The sequence below is a fragment of the Cohnella boryungensis genome, assembly GCF_042651945.1.
In the GTDB taxonomy this organism is placed as follows: Bacteria; Bacillota; Bacilli; order Paenibacillales; family Paenibacillaceae; genus Cohnella; species Cohnella boryungensis.
In genome coordinates this window covers 423,221-443,010 of record NZ_JBHSED010000003.1, presented here as the reverse complement: position 1 = coordinate 443,010, position 19,790 = coordinate 423,221, and the positions used below count along the sequence as shown (strand labels likewise).

The window sequence follows — 19,790 nt, the reverse complement described above, 5'->3', positions numbered from 1 at the left end:
CTCTATATGTCCTCCCGCGTAAACCGCTTCTGTATCAAAGTAGCGATGACGATAAAAGCGAAAATAATAAATGCCGCGGCGCTTCCGTACCCTGCGCGATTATAGCTGAAGGCTTGGCTGTAGAAGTAGACGACGATCGTGCTCGTTGCTCCCGCCGGACTTCCGAGAGATCCGTTACGTGCCAACGCATAGGGCTGATCGAATATTTGCATGACGTAAATGATGCCGGACATTAACACAAGGAAGGTCGTCGGCTTCAGCATGGGCACTGTAATTTTCCAAAACTGCTGCCAAGCGTTGGCGCCGTCCACTTTACTGGACTCGTACACGTCCTCGGGAATTGTCTGCAGCCCGCCGAGATATACGACTACAAAAAAACCGACGTAAGTCCATACGGTTAAAATGATCAGAAAAGGCAGCGCGTAAGTGACACTGGCGTACCAGGATACGTCTTGCAGCCCGAACAAATGGAAAAACCGCGTCGCTATGCCGTCCTTCTGCATGAACAGATACATGAAGACGGTTGTGACGGCAATCGTTGAAGTGATATACGGCATGTAATAGAGAGTCCGGAACATCCCTTTCATTCGAATCCCTTTATTTAAACCAACGGCGATAACGAGCGCGAGCATCGTTTGAACCGGAACCGCGATCACCGTGAGCAAGGCCGAATTGCGGAAAGCGTTCCAAAAATCCGAGTCTTGCAGGATAGCCTTATAGTTGTCCAACCCTATGAACCGAGCTGCGGACGGATTCAGGAAATTAATATCCTGAAAGCTGTAAATAAAAGAGCGGAGCAGGGGATAGTAGAACCAGCAAGCCATCAAGAGGATGATTGGAGCTACGAACAGGTACCCTACGAATACAGGTGAACTGGCCAAGGAGATGTACCCCTGACTCGCCCTCGTTCCCTTTTCCTTTTCTTTTTTCCTTTGTATTGCATTCATCGACTTGTTTCCCTCCTACGGTGTCTTTTTCTGTCTCTATCATAAAAGGAAGGGCATCTCCCTAGAACGGAAGATATTTAACAATAACCGAGGATTTTTACTTGTAGAAATCGAAAAGCCGACGTCTGTAAGGAGAGACGCCGGCTTTTCCGATATTGCTATTTTGTTTGCAAATACTCCATCATCTTAAGCACCAGAATCACCGCTTCCGCTCTCGTCGCTTCATCGTTTGGAGCAAACCGATTATTCGATTTCCCTTTGATCAGACCGGCTTCATAGGCGGCCGCTACGTAAGATTGTCCCCACTGCGGGATTTGCTCCGCATCCGCGAAAGGCGCCTTTTCCTTCGTATCCGTCTTTAGATTAAGCGCCCGAACGATCATCGCGATTAACTCCAACCGGGTAATCTTTCGATCAGGATAAAAATTCTGGTCTCCATAGCCTGTAACAATTCCGGCTTGAACCGCCTTGGCAACGTACGGCTTCGCATAGGCCGGAATGCGATTCGAGTCCCCAAAGGAAGGGCTGGTTTGATCCGTCGAGAAATTCAGCGCCCGGCCCAGCATAACCGTAAACTCGCTGCGGTTAATGATTGCATTCGGACGGAATGTGCCGTCCGGATAACCATTGACGATTTTCCGTTCTACGGCAGTCTGGATAGACGCTTGCGCCCAATGATTCTGGATATCCTTCATCTGTGGCTGATTCGTTCCGCCGGAGCTGCCATTGTTGCTTCCGTTGTTTTCGTTGTTGCTCCCGTTGTTGCCATTACTGCTACCATTGTTTCCGTTGTTGCTTCCGTTGTTAGGATTGTTCCCGTCTGCCTTTTTCAGAACCTTCAACACGAAAGTCTTCTGCAGCTCTTTTCCATCCTTTCGAAGCGTTGCCGTTAAGGTGACCTCGGTCGTACCGGATGGGCGTACCACCTTCCCCGCATTCGTAATCGTCTCAGGCTTATTCGACAACCACGCGATCTCGCTACCCTTCTCTCCAGCAAGCGGCAGCGTGACGTCTTGGGTTACAGATAGAATGGAATCTCCGTTCGCATAACCGATCTCCAGCGCTTCGTGATCCAGCTCCAAGTCCGTATGCCCGGGCAGATCGCCTAAAGTAATGGTTACGGATTGCGTGCTTAACGGAACGGTAACTATACCTTTGGCGTTATCGACCACGCCCGCCGAGACACCGATAATATTGTTCACCATGCTCGGCAGCTGAATGCTGAAATTCGCGTTGCCGGCGTCAATCCTGGCTTGCTCCAGCTGAGCGTTCAAGGTCACTACAAGTTTGTTGGCGCTCCGAACGACCGTATATCCTACTCTACCTCCTTGAAGCGCAGGGTAGTTATTTACCTTAGCGACTACATTACGATTGTTCGCCGCCTCAAGAACCCATTCCTTCGGAATGCCGCGTCCAACGATGATTTCATACTTCTGGTTTTGATCATAAATTCTTTCGGCAATAAGCGCGTCGATCAGCATTTTCGAGTTAACGGCCTGCCCCCACATATGCTGGGCCGACCCGCCGCCGCCCGGCGTATTCTGAACGTTTAATTTGTCGTTGGTGCTTGCCCACGGACTGTTCGCAGCAGGATACGCTACGCCTTCCCACCAGCTGAATGGCCCGCTCATCGATTTTTCGATCATGAATTCGTACGCTTTGATCCCGCTGTCCCTGTAGGCCTCCCCGCGCAGCGCGGCGCTGCCGTAACCGGCATTGTACGCGCTCGAATAAAATCCATGCGGGTACCCGCCGAAGTTGTAGGTGGAATCCGTCGTACCTTCATCCCAACGTCTGTTGATGCCATACAAATACGTATCGTCCAGCATCGTCAGATTGATATTGTTTTCGGGCTGTTCGGCTCCATACAAGTAACCATCCCATAACCATCTTCCGAATAAGTACATGGATGCCCAGTTTGCATCTCTTGAATCTTGCATGCGGTTTTCATCGTTGCTTTGCGTAACGGATGCCGGGATATAATTCAAGCCTTTGTCCGCAATCGTCCGCTGCAGCCGCGTCGTAAATTTCTCCAGCAAATCGTCATATTGCGCTTTGGCCCATTGCGCTTCGTTTAAATAATGTTCATCCTGACTGATTCGGAATAACTCACGGGTGATATATTCATATGACGTCAGCCCCATCAATGCGGAATAGTTATCGATGGTCCAATAACCCTCGCTATCGATGGCCCACGTTTTTTTCATAATGCCTTCGTTCGTCCGATCGCTTTCGATGCTTCTCGCGCCGACCTTTATTCTCTTCTCGAATACAGTGCCAACCGACCCGTCATCTGCGATCATCGTTTCTTGGAAGACAGACGCATCTCCCGTCTTGCTCAGATAAACGGCGTAAGCCCATGGCAGCTTCCAGTTCGCATCCCAGTACTGGTCGGGGTCTACCAAACCCGTCTCGATATTGACTCCGCCCGTCAGCGGAATGCTTCTCAAATAATCCTTCGCATAATGGAAATCCCCGCTCTGGATCAATTGAACCATAATACCGATCGTGTCATGGGAGAATAATCTGGCGTATCCGTTCTCGCCAACATGCAAATAAGTATCGTCTTTAATCGTCATCGTATCGATATAACCCGCCTTAAAGGCATTTACTAGTTCTTGATTGGGTAATTCGATATCTACCAGCTCGGAGAGCCGCGACTGCCAGTACGCTCTCATTTCATTGTAGTTATCGGCGTAGGAGCCTTGCGCCGCAACCTGTTCCCTTGTCAACGAAGTATAGCTGGTCGCGTTGTTATCGAAGTATTCATACTTGTCCGCCTCGATTGCAAATTCCCTGACGACAGTTTCACCGGCATTGATCACATACGCATTCTGGGCCGCTTCATTCAAGGCGACCAAATTGTTGGAGACGATCGGCAGCAGTCTGGTTTCATTCGAATCATTAACCGCCGTTACCCGGGAATAATCGACGACATAATCTTTGTGGTCCACCGAATGCTTATTCGCGAACGTCTCGATTTTATACCGTACGTTGTCTTTGGCATATTCGCTGATGAATACCGGTAAATACCCTTCTCCGTTATACCACTTGATATCGCTCGTATCCGTTACGCCGAACGTAACCATCTGTTTGGGAGCGACCGGCCCATGCTGCATAGGACGGCCTCCGCCGATCTGATACGAACCGTCCGCAAACCCGAGCGAAGCGTTCTTATCCCCTTCGAAACCAAAGGCCGCTGTCATTCCCCCGTGCGTTTCGTATTGGTATTTTCCTGCCGCCTTAAGATTGGCGAGCGTGTTCATCACTTTTGAATAAGCTGTAATCTTATCGCTATCCGGAGCGTCAACGCTCAATGCTTTCACGGCATTCAACGCGTCGTTCAAAGCGCTGACCGAGCTTTCGGTGTACCCTTTAATAACCGCGCGGCCAATGACATCCACTTGCGCGGCTATATTCTCTAGGCTTGTATACAGCTCCAATTGACCGGCGGCGGATTCCAGCAGTTCCAGGGCTGCATCCATTCCCTCTTGGGAGGCATCGACATTGTTCACAACGACGATAGCCTGCTGCAATTCTCTCTCCAATACTGCCCAGGACTGCAGCGTATACAGCCTGCTGCTATATTGAAGAAGCTCATCGATTCGCGACTTCAAAGCACTGCGATTGACGAACGTATTTTTGACGATTCGCAGTATCCCGGTACCCAGCGAAGCTTCATGCTGGAAAGCGCCCGATACCGACTTGCCAAAATACTCGCCGCTCGTTTCAACGTTCCTGGCCATTACGAGCCAGCGGTATTGATCTCGACTCAGCGCGGTTTGCGACAGCACGATCGCATAGCGTTTATCTTTGACAAGACTATATTGAAGCTTGGCTGTCGTAAAATCGCCGTCGGCTACCCATTTCTCGCTGACCGTTGCTTCCGCGAGCGGCGAACCCGTAGGTAATCCTGCCCCTGTCGTGTTGTATAGCCGTACAACGAGATCGCTCGGAGTCGTCCCTATCTTCTTAAGTTTAAATTGAACTAGCTCCATATCGAAGTTTTCTTTTGCTGTGAAGGTTTGATAACGGTCTTGTTGATCGCCAGGGCTTCCCAGCTCGTATTCTCCCTTTGCAGCTCCCGTGTAATCGATCATGATATTCGTTACTCTTCTGACAAGGGCAGCCTGAGCGGCTGAGAGCGCGGATATGGCTCCGTCAACTTCCGCTTGCGTCGCGTCCGCTTTATCAAGAATATTTTTCGCTCCGTCTTTTGCGGCTACGAACGACTGCCACGAGTCATTCGTATATAATCCTTGAACGATATCTTTCACTGCCGTATAGGCATTCTTCAAATTGATTTTCTCTGCAATCTCCTTACTGCTGACTGCCAGTCCGGAGAAGCTCATGTTGCCATCCCGAACAAGCGCCTTGGTTTGTCGGACCTCCAATTTTAACGTTACGCCTGCAGGCACTTTGATTTGGTACTTATATACCTGAGCGGATGATGCCGCGCTTACTTTCTTGGTTCCGTAAAACGAGCCGTTCGCATAGATGTTAACGTCCACTTCTGCCTGCCACATGCCGATGCCGAATACGATCGTCGACGCTTGAGGCTGCGGAGCTACCGTAATATCGTAACCCGTACCTGTAACCTCTCCCGCGTTCCGAATATGCGGAAACAAGACCATGAAACCGGAATCGTTGATACCTGTCTCATAGCCTGCCATGCCGTCGTTCCAGGAGTATGCCAAGTAATTCGCATCTCCCCCTCTATCCCTCTTTCCTTCAAACTCCGTAGTTCCATACAAGCTAAAGGCAACGGAGCTCGAACCCGCTTTTTTAATGTGGGTGACGTTATTGACGCCGCTCCCCTTCATATGCAGCCAATCGATATCGCCGACTTGGGATAGATTAAGCGCATAGTCGCCGGACAATAGGTTTTGTTTCACATCGAGAGTAATTTCCTCCTCCACGCTGCCGACAGCGAGTCCGGAGAAGCTCATGTTTCCCCACTGGGAGAGCGTTTTGGTCTGCCGGACCTCCAATTTCAAGGTTACCCCAGCAGGCACTTTGATTTGGTACTTGTAAGCCTGCGCGGTTGATGTCGTGCTTACTTTCTTGGTCTCGTAAAGAGCGCCGTCCGCGTAGATGTTCACGTCCACATCCGCCTGCCATAGGCCGATGCCGAATACGACCGTCGTTGCTTGAGGCTGCGACGCTACCGTAATATCGTAGCCTGCATCCGTCACCTCTCCCGGGCCGCGATTCTGCGGGAACATGACCATGAAACCCGTATCGTTCGAGCCGGTTTCATAACCTGCCATACCGTCGTTCCAGGAGTATGCCAAGTAATTCGCATCTCCCCCTCTATCCATCTTGCCTTCGAAGCCCGTGGTGCCATATACGCTAAACGTAACGGAGCTCGGACCCGCTTTTCTAATAGGCGTGACGTTATTGACGCCGTTCCCCTTCATATGAAGCCAATCCACATTCCCTGCCTGAGAAAGATTGATCGACTCCCCTCCGGACAATTGGCTTTGCGCGACTTCAAGGGCAGACGGTGTAACAGCCCCGTGGGCCACCCCTGTTTGGCTTATACTCATTGATGAGATCGCCAAGAAAAATGACAGTACGATTGCAATTAACTTGTTGAATGACTTGTTCTTCATCGATTGAGCCTCCGTTAATAGACTGGATTGCAAAAACGCAGCTTCATTGTAAACCGTTTCAATAAGGTGAAATATAGAGGATCTTTACATGAAGCTGAAATTTTTTACTTCTTCTCGCCGGTAAGGCTAATCTGGGTCGTTATCCGCATCGCCCATACTGGGCGCACAATCGGACAGAACAAAAAAGAGGTCAACAGCGTCAAGTAATGCACCAACGCCATGACCTTTTTTTCTATTGAGTGAGTAAGAACTACCCCAAACCCAATATGGACAAAGTAAACCGGTAAAACATTCGCCTTACTTATGATAAGGTTTAGTGTACCCTCTCTAAGGCGAAATCGAAGGCGCCCGACTAGGTGCCTTCCATCTGCCTATTACGCAAGCGAATCCAATAACATCTTCAACTGTGGGCTAAGCTCCAGCACATTCAAGATGATCTGCAGCGCTTCTGCACGCGTGGCTTTGCTCTTGGGATCGAATCTTCCATCCCCTTTACCGCTAACGATACCTGCTTGCGCTGCTGCTTTGATCTCGCTAGCTGCATAAGTGCCATGTATATCATTGAAATGGCCTTTTGCTGTATCTTTCACCACGTTATTAAGGTCTACGATACGCGACAGCATAACGACCTTTTCTATCGACAACAGCAGATCATACACCAATCAAAGGAAAATGTGCGCAACATAGATGATGGTCTGCGCAGTGCATAATAAATAGGCCTCTCACAAAGTTCGAATTGAACTCGTGAGAGGCCTATTTTTTAATTCGATATGGTCAATCCGAGTTTCTCCGAAGAGAAACCCTTGCCCCATATGACTTCACAGCCCAGATTACCGCATGGAGCGCTTTGTGCTCCATCGGCGATGAATTCTACCGCTGAATCGCGGTCGCTCCTCCTCGATTTACATCGAAGAAGAATTCATCACATCATGCCGCCCATACCGCCCATGTCAGGCATGCCGCCTGCAGGAGCTTTTTCTTTCTCAGGCTTATCGGCGATAACCGCTTCGGTCGTCAGGAAGACGCTCGCTACGGAAGCCGCGTTTTGCAGTGCGGAACGCGTAACCTTCACCGGATCGATGATACCGGCTTCGAACATGTTCACCCACTCGCCAGTGGAGGCATTGTAGCCTGTGCCAACCGCTTCCTTCTTTAGACGCTCGACGATAACCGAGCCCTCTTGGCCCGCGTTAGCAGCGATCGTGCGGATCGGCTCTTCCAGAGCGCGCAGGATGATGTTTACGCCCGTTTTCTCGTCGCCTTCGGCTTTGACTGCGGAAACCGCTTCGAATACGTTAACCAGCGCCGTACCGCCGCCGGATACGATTCCTTCTTCAACGGCCGCGCGAGTCGCATTCAATGCGTCTTCGATGCGCAGCTTGCGCTCTTTCAGCTCGGTTTCGGTAGCCGCGCCGACTTTGATAACCGCTACGCCGCCTGCAAGCTTAGCAAGACGCTCTTGCAGCTTCTCGCGATCGAAGTCGGAAGTCGTTTCTTCGATTTGCGCTTTGATTTGGTTTACGCGAGCATCGATGTCCGCCTTGTCGCCGGCACCGTCCACGATAATCGTGTTTTCTTTGTTTACGCGCACTTGGCGTGCCGTACCCATTTGTTGAACCGTGGTGGATTTCAGCTCCAGGCCCAGCTCTTCCGTGATCACTTGACCGCCGGTCAGAGCCGCGATGTCTTGCAGCATCGCTTTGCGGCGATCGCCGAAGCCAGGCGCTTTGACGCCAACGCAAGTGAATGTGCCGCGCAGGCGGTTCACGATCAGCGTGGACAGCGCTTCAGCTTCGATATCTTCGGCAATGATCAGCAATTGCTTGCCGGATTGCACGACTTTCTCAAGAACAGGCAAGATTTCTTGAATGTTCGAGATTTTCTTATCGGTAATGAGGATCAGCGGGTTCTCCAGAACGGCTTCCATCTTGTCCGTATCGGTGATCATGTACGGAGTGATGTAACCGCGGTCGAACTGCATGCCTTCAACGACTTCAAGGTCCGTATTGAAGCCTTTGGATTCTTCAACCGTAATAACGCCGTCTTTGCCGACTTTCTCCATTGCGTCCGCAATCAGTTCGCCGACTTCTTCGTCAGCGGCGGAGATTGCAGCTACCTGAGAAATGTTACTGCGGCCTTCAACCGGCTTGGAGATCGCTTTAAGCTGCTCGACGGCTGCTCTAACCGCTTTGTCGATGCCTTTGCGGATCACCATCGGGTTAGCGCCTGCCGTTACGTTTTTCAAGCCTTCGCGAATCATCGCTTGAGCCAGAACCGTAGCCGTAGTCGTACCGTCGCCCGCGATGTCATTCGTCTTCGTCGCAACTTCTTTAACAAGCTGCGCGCCCATGTTCTCGAAGGAATCTTCCAGTTCGATTTCTTTGGCAATGGTCACGCCGTCGTTCGTGATCAGCGGAGAGCCGAATTTCTTCTCGAGAACAACGTTGCGGCCTTTCGGTCCGAGCGTTACCTTTACCACGTTTGCCAAAGCGTCAACGCCGCGAAGCATCGCGCGACGAGCGTCTTCGCTAAATCTGATTTCCTTTGCCATCGTGAATACCCTCCTCGAATTTATGGATTAGTCGACAATCGCGTGGATGTCGCTTTCTTTCATGATCAAATACTCTTTGCCTTCGTATTTGATTTCCGTGCCCGCATATTTAGAGAACAATACACGATCGCCCGCTTTTACTTCCAACGCGACCCGTTCGCCGTCTTTGGTCAGTGATCCGCTACCTACCGCAATAATCGTTCCTTCTTGCGGCTTTTCTTTAGCGTTGTCCGGCAATACGATGCCGCTAATCGTCTTCTCTTCCTTGGCGTTCGGTTCCACGAGAACGCGGTCCCCTAAAGGTTTAATCATGTAAATAGCCTCCTTCTTAAATTAGCTGGTTTAATTTTGAAGCCATTCCTGTTAGCACTCATTTGTGTTAAGTGCTAATAACCATTTTCTATGATACGGAATTTAACGAGGGTTTTCAAGTCCTTTTGCGTTAAATTTAGAAATCCGTTCGAGCAAGCAACAACATCTGCCGCCCTCCCAGGGAACGGCAAGCCAAGACGCAAACAGGTCGAGCTCCGGGGCAACCTTACCCCGGACTCGACCTGCTTCGAGACAGAGAGCCTGTCTCGCATGGATTATGTCTTGAAGTTGCCGACCAAGCCTTTCAAGCGAGAAGCCATAGAGCTCAGCTTGTCGGCCGTGCGGGCCATCTCCTCCGTCGAGGACAGCTGCTCCTCCGTCATGGCCGATACCTGCTCCGTGAAGGAGGCCGTTTCCTCTGTGATCCGGGCAATATCCTGGATCGACTGCACGACCGACGTGCTGCCTGCGGACATCTGCTCGACGGAAGCCGCCACTTCGACGATGTTCGAGCTCAGCAGTCCCACCTTGGCGACGATATCGCGGAAGGTTTCCTCGGCGTTCTGCATGCCTTCCACCGCGGAAAACACCTGACCGGCGCTTTGCTCGAACATCGTAGCCACTTGCCCGATATCTCCCGACATCGTCCCAATCGTATCGCCGATCTGTACGGCGGATTGCTGCGTCTGATCCGCCAGCTTGCGAATCTCGCCCGCAACTACCGCAAAGCCGCGCCCGTGCTCTCCGGCGCGCGCCGCTTCAATCGCGGCGTTCAAGGCAAGCAGGTTCGTCTGGTTGGCAACCTCGGAAATGTACCCGATGACCTCGCGCACCTGCTCGGATTTATGATTGAGACCTCTGACTACTTCCTGCAGCGAGCGGAAAGCCGTGCCGACTTGAGCAATTTCCTCATACGTCGATTGCAGCAATTCCGAGCCGGCAGCCGCGCGGCCGACAGTCGTCTGCGCCGCATCCGATACTCCGGTCGTCGTCTCCGCCACCTGATTCAGTCCATCCAGCGTTTCCTGCATCGTCGCCGAGATTTCCTGCGATTGCGCCACCTGCGTCTCGGAGCCTGCGGCGACTTTCTCCACCGCTTTGGACACTTCGCTGCTCACTCTGGCGTTCTCGTCCGCGCCTTGCTTGAGCACGATAGCCGAGGCGGCAAGCTCGGACGTGCTGTCCCGCAGCTCCTTCATCATTTTCTGAAGTCCGTCCAGCATCTGATTCGCGGCGTTCGCAAGGTCGCCCATCTCGTCGGTCGATCGTATATGTATGCGTCTGGTCAAATCTCCGCCGGAGGACGCGATGTTGCGCAGCGTGGCCGTAACTCCTCCGATCGAATCCGTCAGGTTGCGCGTCAGCCGCAGGAGACCGAAACCGCCCGCGCCTGCGATTACAAGAAAAATGACGATGATTTCTACGAATAACAGCGTCTTGTCCCCAAGATTCGAGCCCGTAAGCAGCAGTACGAAAGCAACGGCCAACAGAATCACAATTCCAACATAACCGGCCGCAATTTTACGACCTAAAGTCATTTCGCGCATGCCCTGTCCCTCCCGGATTTTCCCCGACAATGTAAGCCCTTACTGGAAACAAGTGTATCATAATTTCGTCGTTTAGAATATCGAAAAATGACAAAATTTGCTTCGCGGGCGAGCAGGAGATTTCAGATTGCGCCTAGAAGGAACGGAATCGCTTGACCGTTCGTTGCTATTCGTCCAGCTCAAGCTCTCTTTGCTGCTGAGCCTTCATTCTTTTTCCGTAGGCCATTCTGGACAGCAATACGCTTAACTCGTACAGCAGAATAAGCGGAATGGCGACGAGCATGTCGGATACGACATCGGGAGGCGTAACCGTCACTCCGATGAAGATCAGAATAAACCATGCGACTTTGCGCATCTTCTTAAGCAGCATCGGATTCAAGATTCCGATACGGGTCAGAAACAAAATCAATAACGGCAGCTCGAACAAAAGGGAGATCGGCAGCAGGATGTTGAACAGGAAGGAGAAATATTGCGTCACCCCGTAAGTCTGCTCCAGGCCGAGATTCCCCGTTACCTTCTCCGTAAACAGGAAGGCCATCGGAAATACGACGAAATACGAGAACGCCAGGCCGACAAGAAACATCAGAAGCGCTCCCGGAACGAACTGCAGCGTAGCCTTCTGCTCTCTTGGTCCCAATGCCGGGCGCACAAAAGCCCATAACTGATACATGGTAAAGGGAATCGCGAGAATGAACGAAATCAGAATCGCGAATTTCATATACAAGCCGATCGCATCCCAAGGGGAGAACGCATGGAGGTCCAGATTGTCGACCGGAGCCGCCGCAACCAAATAGTCGAATACGGGCTCCGCGCCGAACAAACCTCCGACAAGCCCGATAATGAAAATAATCAAGCAATAGATCAGTCTTTTGCGCAGCTCGCCCAAGTGCTCCGTCAACGGCATCCATTCCCGATCCCGCGCCGAGCCGGCTGTTTCTTTCATGTGGTTTCGCCTCCATACAACAAGAGGACTGCCCCTTCCGCAAATGTCGCATCTGCGCCGAGGGACAGCCCCTGTAGGTGTTCCTTGCCCGTCCCGGTTATTCCGGGAGACGCCGTTCCGCTTTCGGCTTGTCCGCCTCTTCAGGAGAAACGTCCACGCGTTGCTGTGAACCACGATCCTTGGAATCATCCATCAGATCGTTCGCGCCCTTCTTGAATTCGCGCAGCGTACGGCCGAATGCTCTGCCCAATTCCGGCAGCTTGTTCGGTCCGAAAAGCAGCAATGCGATCAGTACAAGCAAAATAATTCCCGAAGCACCTATGCCTGACATGTGAATACCTCCGTTCCTGTATGTGCAGCCCGCAGGCCCTTAGCAGCGATGAAGACCTCCGTAGCCTAAATCCGTAATATCTTCCCTGACGATTATATCCCCGGCCAGTACTCTTGGCAAAATCACATCGAAGGAAGTATACGGATCGTGCATGACGCAGCCCGGCAGCCCGAAGATCGGAATGCCGTCCAAGTAGCCGAACAGCAGCATCGAGCCCGGAAGCATCGGTGTGCCGTAGCTGATAATATTCGTGCCCGCCTCGGCAATCGCCCCCGGGGTACGGTCGTCGGGATCTACCGACATGCCGCCTGTCACGAGTATCATATCATACCCTTGTTGCCGTAAATAGTGAATTTCATTGACAATTGTATGGCGATCATCCGGGGCGAAGCGCTGCTCGGCGACCACAGAGCCGAATTCCGCCAGCTTGGCCCGGACCGCAGGGCCGAATTGATCCTGAATCCGTCCGGAGTACACCTCCGTTCCCGTCGTCAGCAGCCCGGCCTTTACGGTGCGAAAAGGACGTATGCTGACCGGCGCCGCTCCGTGCGAAGCGCGGTAATCGGCGGCAATCGTCTCCACGGCCTCCACCTTGACGGCCGGAATAATGAGCGGAATTGCCCGCGTCGCCGCCAAGACGTCTCCTTGCCGCACGACCCGGTGACGAACGACGGTCGCCAGCGCGATTTCCCCCAATCGATTGATCTCATCGACAACGTCGCGGGCGATGCAGGCCAACCCGGGAATCTCGGCTTTCAAGCTGACCTTCCCCTCGTAAGGCTCACCGCGGCTCACGTTGTCTCCGCATAGCGCTTGCGCCATTCGAAGCGCCGCATCGTCCTCGTGCAGATCCGTATCGGCCAGTTCAAGGATATACAAGTGCTCCTTGCCGATGTCCTTCAGCCTCGGAATATCCTCGGGCACGACGACATGCCCCTTGCGGTACAGCCGCCCCTTGAATTCGCCGGGCAGAATCTGCGTAAGATCGTGCGCCAGCCTCATGCCGACGGCGTCCTCCACCTTCACTTCCCTCAAGTGCGAGACGCCGCCCTCCGGGGCCTTCATTGCTCCCGCCCCTGCCGCATTCCCTTCACTTGATCAAGCGCTTCGGGAAGTACGTCCATGACGGCCATCAGATGCTCATGAACCCCTTTCGGGTCTCCGGGCAGATTCAGAATCAACGTCCGGCCGCGAATGGCGCATACGCCGCGGAACAGCAAGCCATGGCGGGAACGCCGGGACACGGACTCGCGCATCGCCTCCGGGATCCCCGGGACGAGACGCTCGGCCACCCGAAGCGTAGCTTCCGGCGTGACGTCGCGGTAGGCCAGTCCCGTGCCGCCCGTCGTCAGTATCAGATCCGCCTGAAAATAATCGGCCATCTCTATGAGCGCCGCGCGAATTTCGTCCTGATCGTCCGGCACGATCCGGTAATCGACGATGTCTCCCAGCAGTTCCTCCTCGATCAACTCGCGTATGACTTGCGCGCTCGTATCCTCGCGCTCTCCTCGCGCTCCCTTATCGCTGGCCGTCAACAAAGCTACCTTCCAACGCATGCCCTCATCCTCCCGCACCCATGAGTACGATTCCTCGTCCCGTTCTCTATCTCTCTTCCTTATTCGCCAGAGATGACATAATCCCCGCTCTTGCCGCCCGTCTTGCGAAGAAGCGAGACGGAGCCGATCACCATATCCTTCTGCAATGCTTTGCACATATCATAAACGGTTAACGCAGCGGCGGATACGGCGGTCAACGCCTCCATCTCCACGCCCGTTTTTCCGGTCGTCTTCACTTCTGCCGTAATCGTTAACGTATCCTTGCCATTGTCGTCAAAACGGATGTCCACTCCCGTTAGAGGAAGAGGATGGCACATCGGGATCCAGTCCGACGTTCGCTTGGCCGCCTGAATGCCCGCGATCTGGGCAACGGCGAGCACATCCCCTTTGGAAACCGAACGATCGCGAATTCTGCTCAGCGTCTCGGGCGCCATAGTGACTTTTCCCTGCGCAACGGCAACTCTGGCGGTCGCTTCCTTGTAGGAAACATCCACCATTCTCGCTCTGCCCTGATCATTGAAATGCGTCAGCGATTCCTCCATGCTGCTCAAGCCCAATCTCCCTCCCCGATCCGCATGATTCCTTGCTCCGTCGCTAAGGCATGAAGGAGAAGGTCGTGGGATTCTGCGGGCAGCGGCTCCGCCACCACCTGGATCGCGTAAGCAAAGCCGACCCATATTGTCCCTTCCGCGACCGCTGCCTCTCTCTGCGCATAGAGCCGATCGTAATAACCGCCGCCGTACCCTAACCGCGCAATCGTCCCGGCCTTCGCAAGGCTATAGGCCATTCCCGGTACCAGCACGATATCGAGCGGAATCGTCGTCGGCACCAGCCGCGAGCGGAGAGGATCGGGTTCCGGTACTCCCCAGCGGCCGGGCGCCCAGTCGGAGGCCTGTTGCACTTCCCGCAGCTCCAGCCCGCCTTCCGGCTTCATCCGCGGGGCGACAAGCAGATCCCCCTTGTCTCGGCATCCTCGGAGCAAGGGCAAGGGCGACGCTTCCGATCGGTAAGGCGCATATACGCACAGCCTCAGCGGCCGGCCAAGCTCGCTTCTGAGCGGACTGAGAAGTCCGTTCTCCAAGCGCGCGCACAATTGATCCGATAGCCGCTGTCTGTCGGCCGGAGCAAGCCCGTCCCGCACAGCGGCCATGCGTCGCCGCCAATTTGCTTTCTCCTCGCTGATTACTTTATTCTCCATGAATGCCATGCCTACCTTCGAAGCCCCTTGAAAACCTGCTTTCATTTTATCATTGAATGCCTATTTTCGCCAAAGGATAACGCTTGGACATTTCTTGCAACTTTACGGTACACTTGAACGGTAGGAAAGCCATAAACCAGAAATGAACTTGTCGGAGGGATTCCTCTTGCTTCTCCAAGCATCCAGCATTACCAAACACTACGGCGTAACGCCCGTATTGGAAGGCATATCGCTGCAAATCAACGAACGCGACCGCATCGGCCTGGTCGGCGTGAACGGGGCGGGCAAATCGACCTTCCTTCGCGTATTGGCCGGTGAAATTATCCCGGATACGGGCTCCGTCTCCAAGCCAAGGGAATTGAAAATCGGGTATTTGGCCCAAAACGGCGGGCTGCAGGGGCACCGCACGATTCAGGAGGAAATGAATTCGGCATTCGGCCCCCTGCTGGAACAAGAGAAAGCGCTGCAGCAGATGGAGGCGCGAATCGCAGATCCGCTGGAGCTGGACAACGCCGTCCGATACGAGGCGCTGCTGGCTCAATACGCCGATCTCAGCGAGAAGTTCCGCGAGAACGGCGGCTACGAGATGAATAACCGCGTGCGCAGCATTCTGCACGGCATGGGCTTCGGCGGCTTCTCTCCGGATACCGAGGTCGCCTCCTTGAGCGGAGGCCAGCGAACGCGACTGGCCCTGGCCAGACTGCTCCTCGTTCAGCCCGAGCTGCTGCTGCTTGACGAACCGACCAACCACCTGGACATTCAGACGCTGACCTGGCTGGAGCAGTATTTGAGATCGTACGCCGGCGCCATGGTCATCGTCTCTCACGATCGATACTTCCTGGACGCGACGGTCACCTCCATCGTCGAGATCGAACGGCACCAGGCCACGCGATATACGGGCAACTATAGCCGCTTCATGGATCTGAAGGCCGCCGCCTTCGAGCAACAGCTCAAGCTGTTCGAGCAGCAGCGGAAGGAAATCTCCCGAATGGAGGATTTCATTCAGCGCAATCTCGCGCGCGCCTCTACTACTCGCCGCGCCCAAAGCCGACGCAACGCGCTGGAAAGAATCGAGCGGCTGGAGAAGCCCGGGACCTTGCGCCAGGCCAGCTTCTCGTTCACGGCGGAGCGTCGCAGCGGCAAGGAGGTGCTGCGGGCCATTCGTTGCTCCGCCGCGCCCAAGGAGGACATGGCCCCGCTTTTCCGCAACGTCTCCTTCGAAGTGAAGCGCGGGGAAAGGATCGCCCTGCTGGGGCCGAACGGCGTCGGCAAAACGACCTTGCTGCGGGCTTTGATCGGCAAGCTTCCGCTAAGAAGCGGAGCGTTCGATTGGGGAGTCGGCATCAGCCTCGGCTACTACGATCAGGAGCAGCGCGAGCTGAATCCGGCGAACACCGTGCTGGACGAAGTATGGAATGCTTATCCCCATCAGCCGGAAGCGGAGATTCGCACCGTCCTCGGCAATTTCCTCTTCAGCGGCGAAGACGTTCGAAAAAAGATCAGTTCATTAAGCGGGGGAGAGAAAGCCCGCGTGGCGCTGTCGAAGCTGATGCTGCTCAAGGCCAACGTGCTGCTGCTGGACGAGCCGACCAACCACCTCGATCTAATGAGCCGGGAAGTGCTGGAGGCCGCTTTGGACGAATATGAGGGCACCTTGATATTCGTCTCTCACGATCGCTACTTCCTGAACCGGATTGCCGACCGGATCGTCGAGCTGTCCGCGGACGGCGCAGCGCATTTCCTGGGAAATTACGACGAGATGGTCGCCAAAAAGCAACAAATGGAGGAATGGTCGTCGACAAGCGACGACACCGCTGTCGGCTCCGGCGAGCCTGCGACCAGCAGCTACGAGGTCGAGAAGCAGGCCAAGCGGGAGGACCGGGCCCGCACTCGCAAGCGCGAGCAGGCTGAAGCCGATATCGCTCGTCTGGAGGAAGAGCTTGCCGCGGTGGAGGAAGCGATGGCCACGCCCGAAATGGCTACCGACTACGTTATACTGAGGGAAAAGCAAGCCGAAGCGGAGCGTCTGCGCGCCAGCTTGGATGAGGTGTATCAAGTGTGGGAAACGCTGATGGAAGAGTAACAAGTCGATTGGATCTATTCACATAGTTATGCACAGCTTGCGTGCCGTCCGTGACGGTTAATCCCGGTTTGAGCTCTGTTCAAACAGTTGGTACGCAAGCTTTTTTTGTCGCTATTTGAGCTTATCCCCCGATTTTTGCCGATTTATCCACATTATCCACACTTTCCACACTGTAACTGTGAAAAAGTCGTTCTATTTTCACATCTTTTCAACTGCCTGCGCCCCAAGGGTTTCACCCCCTTGTCCACATTGTACACATGGTCTGTGGATAACTTTGTCCACATGGAAAAAGATTAGAAAAACGGAGGCTTCGCATGGGAGAGAATATAAAAAGAACGCCAGCTATCAAGCTCTGGCGTTCACGCTCAGGACGTAGAGGAGCCCAGCCATTGCAGCAGCGGCTCGGTCACGATCAGATGGCCATGCTCCGGATGCACCGGCCTGAACAGAGGGATCAGCTCTCCTAGAGCGATCGGCTCTGCGCGCTCGATCCAGCCGGCCACCGCCGCCAGGAAACCGAGCAATCGCTCCGGGGCGATCTTGGCGGATCTAAGGAAAGAAAGCGAAAGCGACTGATCCCGCTTGGCCAATCGCTGGCCGTTCTCGTTGACCAGCAGCGGAATATGGGCAAAGGCTGGAGGCTGCAGCCCGAGCGCTTCATACAGCGCGAGCTGTCTCGGAGTCGAGTCGAGCAGATCAAGCCCGCGAAGGACGTCGGTGATCCTCATAGCCGCATCGTCGACGGTTACCGCAAGCTGGTAGCTGAATAGGCTGTCGGCTCGTTTAACGATGAAATCGCCGAGGACCGCTCCCTCAAACCGCTGCCGCCCTGTCCAGCCATCCTGGAATTCGATTGCGCCAGTCGGCATAACGAAGCGAAGCGCGGGCACCTTGCGCAGCGCCCTTTCCGCCCGCTCCCTTGCGGTCAGCCTCCGGCAGAAGCCGGGATAGGCCGCGCCTTCGGAAGCGAGTCCATGAGGGGCGCTTCCGATAGAGGCCAGATCGCTGCGGCTGCAGAAGCAAGGATATAGCCGATTCGCCTGTTCCAATCGCGCCAAAGCTTCTTCGTATAGCGGCTCTCGCAGGCTTTGCACATAGGGCATGTAAGGACCGCCCTTCTTGGGACCCTCATCCCAATCGAGCCCCATCCAGGCCAGGTCTTCCACGATTCGCTCCGCATACTCCGGACGCGCGCGGGCTTTGTCGATATCCTCGATCCGCAGCACGAACTCCCCGTCCGCCTGCCTCATCTGAAGCCAGGCCGCCAATGCCGCGAACGCATTGCCGACGTGAAGTTGTCCGGAAGGCGTCGGCGCGAAACGTCCGCGTCGGCTCATTGCACTCACGCTCCTCTGGAGATACAAAAAAGAGCAGATCAGCTCTGCTCGGTTTTCTCTGGATATGAGATCAATCATGGCGGAGCCGACGGGATTCGAACCCGCGGTCTCCTGCGTGACAGGCAGGCATGTTAGGCCTCTACACCACGGCTCCACACTCATATTGACCATGTCTTAGACACAAATAAGATCATATCACGGAGGGGTAAGATCTGGCAAGCCTTTTTATCTGCGCCGACACCTGTTCCGTGCAGAGGGCATAGAATTACCCCTCATCCAAGATCGCTTCGAAGTCCAGATTCGTCGGATGCTCAGGCAGCACGACGGGCTCCTCCATATTGGTGGACGGCACATCCGGCCCGACCTCTTCGAATCGGACGCTGTCGATCCAGACCTTTCCCGGACCGTTCAGAAGCACGCCAAACGCGACAGACTCGCTCTCCTCCGGCACGTCCAACACAATGCTGTATCGGCTCCATGCCTTCGTCCCGGCAATCGGCCGATTGTTCATATTGTCGAACTGGAGCACCTCCTCGCCTTTTCCGTCCACCCGCATCCATATCCCGCACCATTCCGCCACGCCCTCTGTCTTGATGAACGCGGAAAGCTCGTAGCGCCGTCCGCGATAATGGGTCGACCGAAAGCTCTGCATCAGGGTTGCGAAGCCTCCCGCGCTTGCCGAGCGCGATTGCAGCCGTCCCGAACCCTTCCCGCGATGAACCGTCGCATAGTCCACCGCCGTCTCGTAATCCCCGGGATGGGAGCCTGCGAGCATCCAGCCCGCTGGCCCATTGCCTTGTTTTCTATTCTCCATGGTCTCTTCCTCCTTCAAGTAATGAGTCGCTCCTTCCATGAAGGAAGCGAAGTATCGGCGATATTGTCCAGGGGACATCCGGTAGGCTCTCTTGAAAGCCCTCGTAAACGCCGCCTGCGATTCGAACGTGTATTCGAGTGCAATATCCAGAATGCGCCGCTCCGTCACAGCCAGCTCTCCCGCCGCGTTCGCCAGCCTTCGTTGCCGAATATAGCCGGCTAGCGGCATCCCGATATGGGCATGAAACATTCGGTGAAAATGATACTTGGAGACGGACACGAGCCGGGCTGCGTCTTCGAGTAAGATCTCCTCCTTCAGGCGGGACTCGATCCAATCGACGACCCTCAGCACGTCTGCCGCATCTTCCGTATAGGTCAACTTGCCTCCTCCCTTCTGCTTTCATTTTACAGCCTTGTCCCGAAGCATATTTGACCGAGCTTGCTTGATTGTCTCGTCCTCTAAAACAAAGAACCGTCATTTCCGCGTTCTTCCGCTCCCTTGATGGAGCAGCCACGGAAATAACGGCCTTGTGCTGCCAAGCCTATGTTGGATGTTC

General features: G+C 54.3%; 15 protein-coding genes and 1 tRNA gene. 1 reads left to right on the top strand and 15 read right to left on the bottom strand.

Annotation, left to right across the window (positions count from 1 at the left end; all coding sequences use genetic code 11):
• Window positions 1-2: 2 nt before the first annotated feature.
• From ACFO1S_RS03175 to ACFO1S_RS03120, 12 genes are all read right to left on the bottom strand, one after another.
• Window positions 3-947, bottom strand: a complete 945-nt coding sequence (locus tag ACFO1S_RS03175) for a carbohydrate ABC transporter permease (RefSeq protein ID WP_204600692.1) — start codon at window positions 945-947, stop codon at window positions 3-5.
• 158 nt (window positions 948-1,105) lie between these two features.
• Complete coding sequence (locus ACFO1S_RS03170) at window positions 1,106-6,562, bottom strand: S-layer homology domain-containing protein (protein ID WP_378126221.1); 5,457 nt, start codon at window positions 6,560-6,562, stop codon at window positions 1,106-1,108.
• A 374-nt stretch (window positions 6,563-6,936) separates the two neighbouring features.
• Window positions 6,937-7,206, bottom strand: a complete 270-nt coding sequence (locus tag ACFO1S_RS03165; RefSeq protein ID WP_378126219.1) for an S-layer homology domain-containing protein — start codon at window positions 7,204-7,206, stop codon at window positions 6,937-6,939.
• 278 nt (window positions 7,207-7,484) lie between these two features.
• Window positions 7,485-9,113: a chaperonin GroEL gene (groL, locus tag ACFO1S_RS03160; RefSeq protein ID WP_204600695.1), complete on the bottom strand. Its 1,629-nt coding sequence runs from the start codon at window positions 9,111-9,113 to the stop codon at window positions 7,485-7,487.
• 27 nt (window positions 9,114-9,140) lie between these two features.
• Window positions 9,141-9,425: a co-chaperone GroES gene (gene groES, locus ACFO1S_RS03155; protein WP_204600696.1), complete on the bottom strand. Its 285-nt coding sequence runs from the start codon at window positions 9,423-9,425 to the stop codon at window positions 9,141-9,143.
• Between the two features lie 275 nt (window positions 9,426-9,700).
• On the bottom strand, window positions 9,701-10,972 hold the full coding sequence (locus ACFO1S_RS03150) for a methyl-accepting chemotaxis protein (protein ID WP_204600697.1): 1,272 nt from the start codon (window positions 10,970-10,972) through the stop codon (window positions 9,701-9,703).
• A gap of 166 nt (window positions 10,973-11,138) precedes the next feature.
• Complete coding sequence (gene tatC, locus ACFO1S_RS03145; RefSeq protein WP_204600698.1) at window positions 11,139-11,915, bottom strand: twin-arginine translocase subunit TatC; 777 nt, start codon at window positions 11,913-11,915, stop codon at window positions 11,139-11,141.
• A gap of 97 nt (window positions 11,916-12,012) precedes the next feature.
• Complete coding sequence (gene tatA / locus ACFO1S_RS03140) at window positions 12,013-12,246, bottom strand: twin-arginine translocase TatA/TatE family subunit (protein ID WP_204600699.1); 234 nt, start codon at window positions 12,244-12,246, stop codon at window positions 12,013-12,015.
• A 39-nt stretch (window positions 12,247-12,285) separates the two neighbouring features.
• Window positions 12,286-13,311, bottom strand: a complete 1,026-nt coding sequence (locus ACFO1S_RS03135; protein WP_204600700.1) for a molybdopterin-binding protein — start codon at window positions 13,309-13,311, stop codon at window positions 12,286-12,288.
• Complete coding sequence (locus ACFO1S_RS03130) at window positions 13,308-13,802, bottom strand: MogA/MoaB family molybdenum cofactor biosynthesis protein (RefSeq protein ID WP_204600701.1); 495 nt, start codon at window positions 13,800-13,802, stop codon at window positions 13,308-13,310. Before ACFO1S_RS03130 ends, ACFO1S_RS03135 begins: the two co-directional genes overlap by 4 nt.
• A gap of 59 nt (window positions 13,803-13,861) precedes the next feature.
• Complete coding sequence (gene moaC / locus ACFO1S_RS03125) at window positions 13,862-14,344, bottom strand: cyclic pyranopterin monophosphate synthase MoaC (protein WP_204601044.1); 483 nt, start codon at window positions 14,342-14,344, stop codon at window positions 13,862-13,864.
• A 5-nt stretch (window positions 14,345-14,349) separates the two neighbouring features.
• Window positions 14,350-15,000, bottom strand: a complete 651-nt coding sequence (locus tag ACFO1S_RS03120) for a 5-formyltetrahydrofolate cyclo-ligase (protein WP_204600702.1) — start codon at window positions 14,998-15,000, stop codon at window positions 14,350-14,352.
• 166 nt (window positions 15,001-15,166) lie between these two features.
• On the opposite strand from ACFO1S_RS03120, the gene ACFO1S_RS03115 reads away from it, so the two are divergent.
• The gene (locus tag ACFO1S_RS03115) at window positions 15,167-17,083 is read left to right on the top strand and encodes an ABC-F family ATP-binding cassette domain-containing protein (RefSeq protein WP_204600703.1); all 1,917 of its coding nucleotides are present in this window, start codon (window positions 15,167-15,169) and stop codon (window positions 17,081-17,083) included.
• 365 nt (window positions 17,084-17,448) lie between these two features.
• On the opposite strand, the gene gluQRS is transcribed toward ACFO1S_RS03115, so the two are convergent.
• The 3 genes from gluQRS to ACFO1S_RS03100 all read right to left on the bottom strand — a co-directional run bounded on the left by gluQRS (window position 17,449) and on the right by ACFO1S_RS03100 (window position 19,612).
• Window positions 17,449-18,420: a tRNA glutamyl-Q(34) synthetase GluQRS gene (gluQRS, locus tag ACFO1S_RS03110; RefSeq protein ID WP_204600704.1), complete on the bottom strand. Its 972-nt coding sequence runs from the start codon at window positions 18,418-18,420 to the stop codon at window positions 17,449-17,451.
• Between the two features lie 77 nt (window positions 18,421-18,497).
• Window positions 18,498-18,574: transfer RNA gene (locus tag ACFO1S_RS03105), tRNA-Asp, on the bottom strand.
• Window positions 18,575-18,685: 111 nt separating this feature from the next.
• A complete protein-coding gene (locus tag ACFO1S_RS03100; protein WP_204600705.1) occupies window positions 18,686-19,612 on the bottom strand; it encodes a helix-turn-helix transcriptional regulator in 927 nt (308 codons plus the stop codon).
• Window positions 19,613-19,790 lie beyond the last annotated feature (178 nt).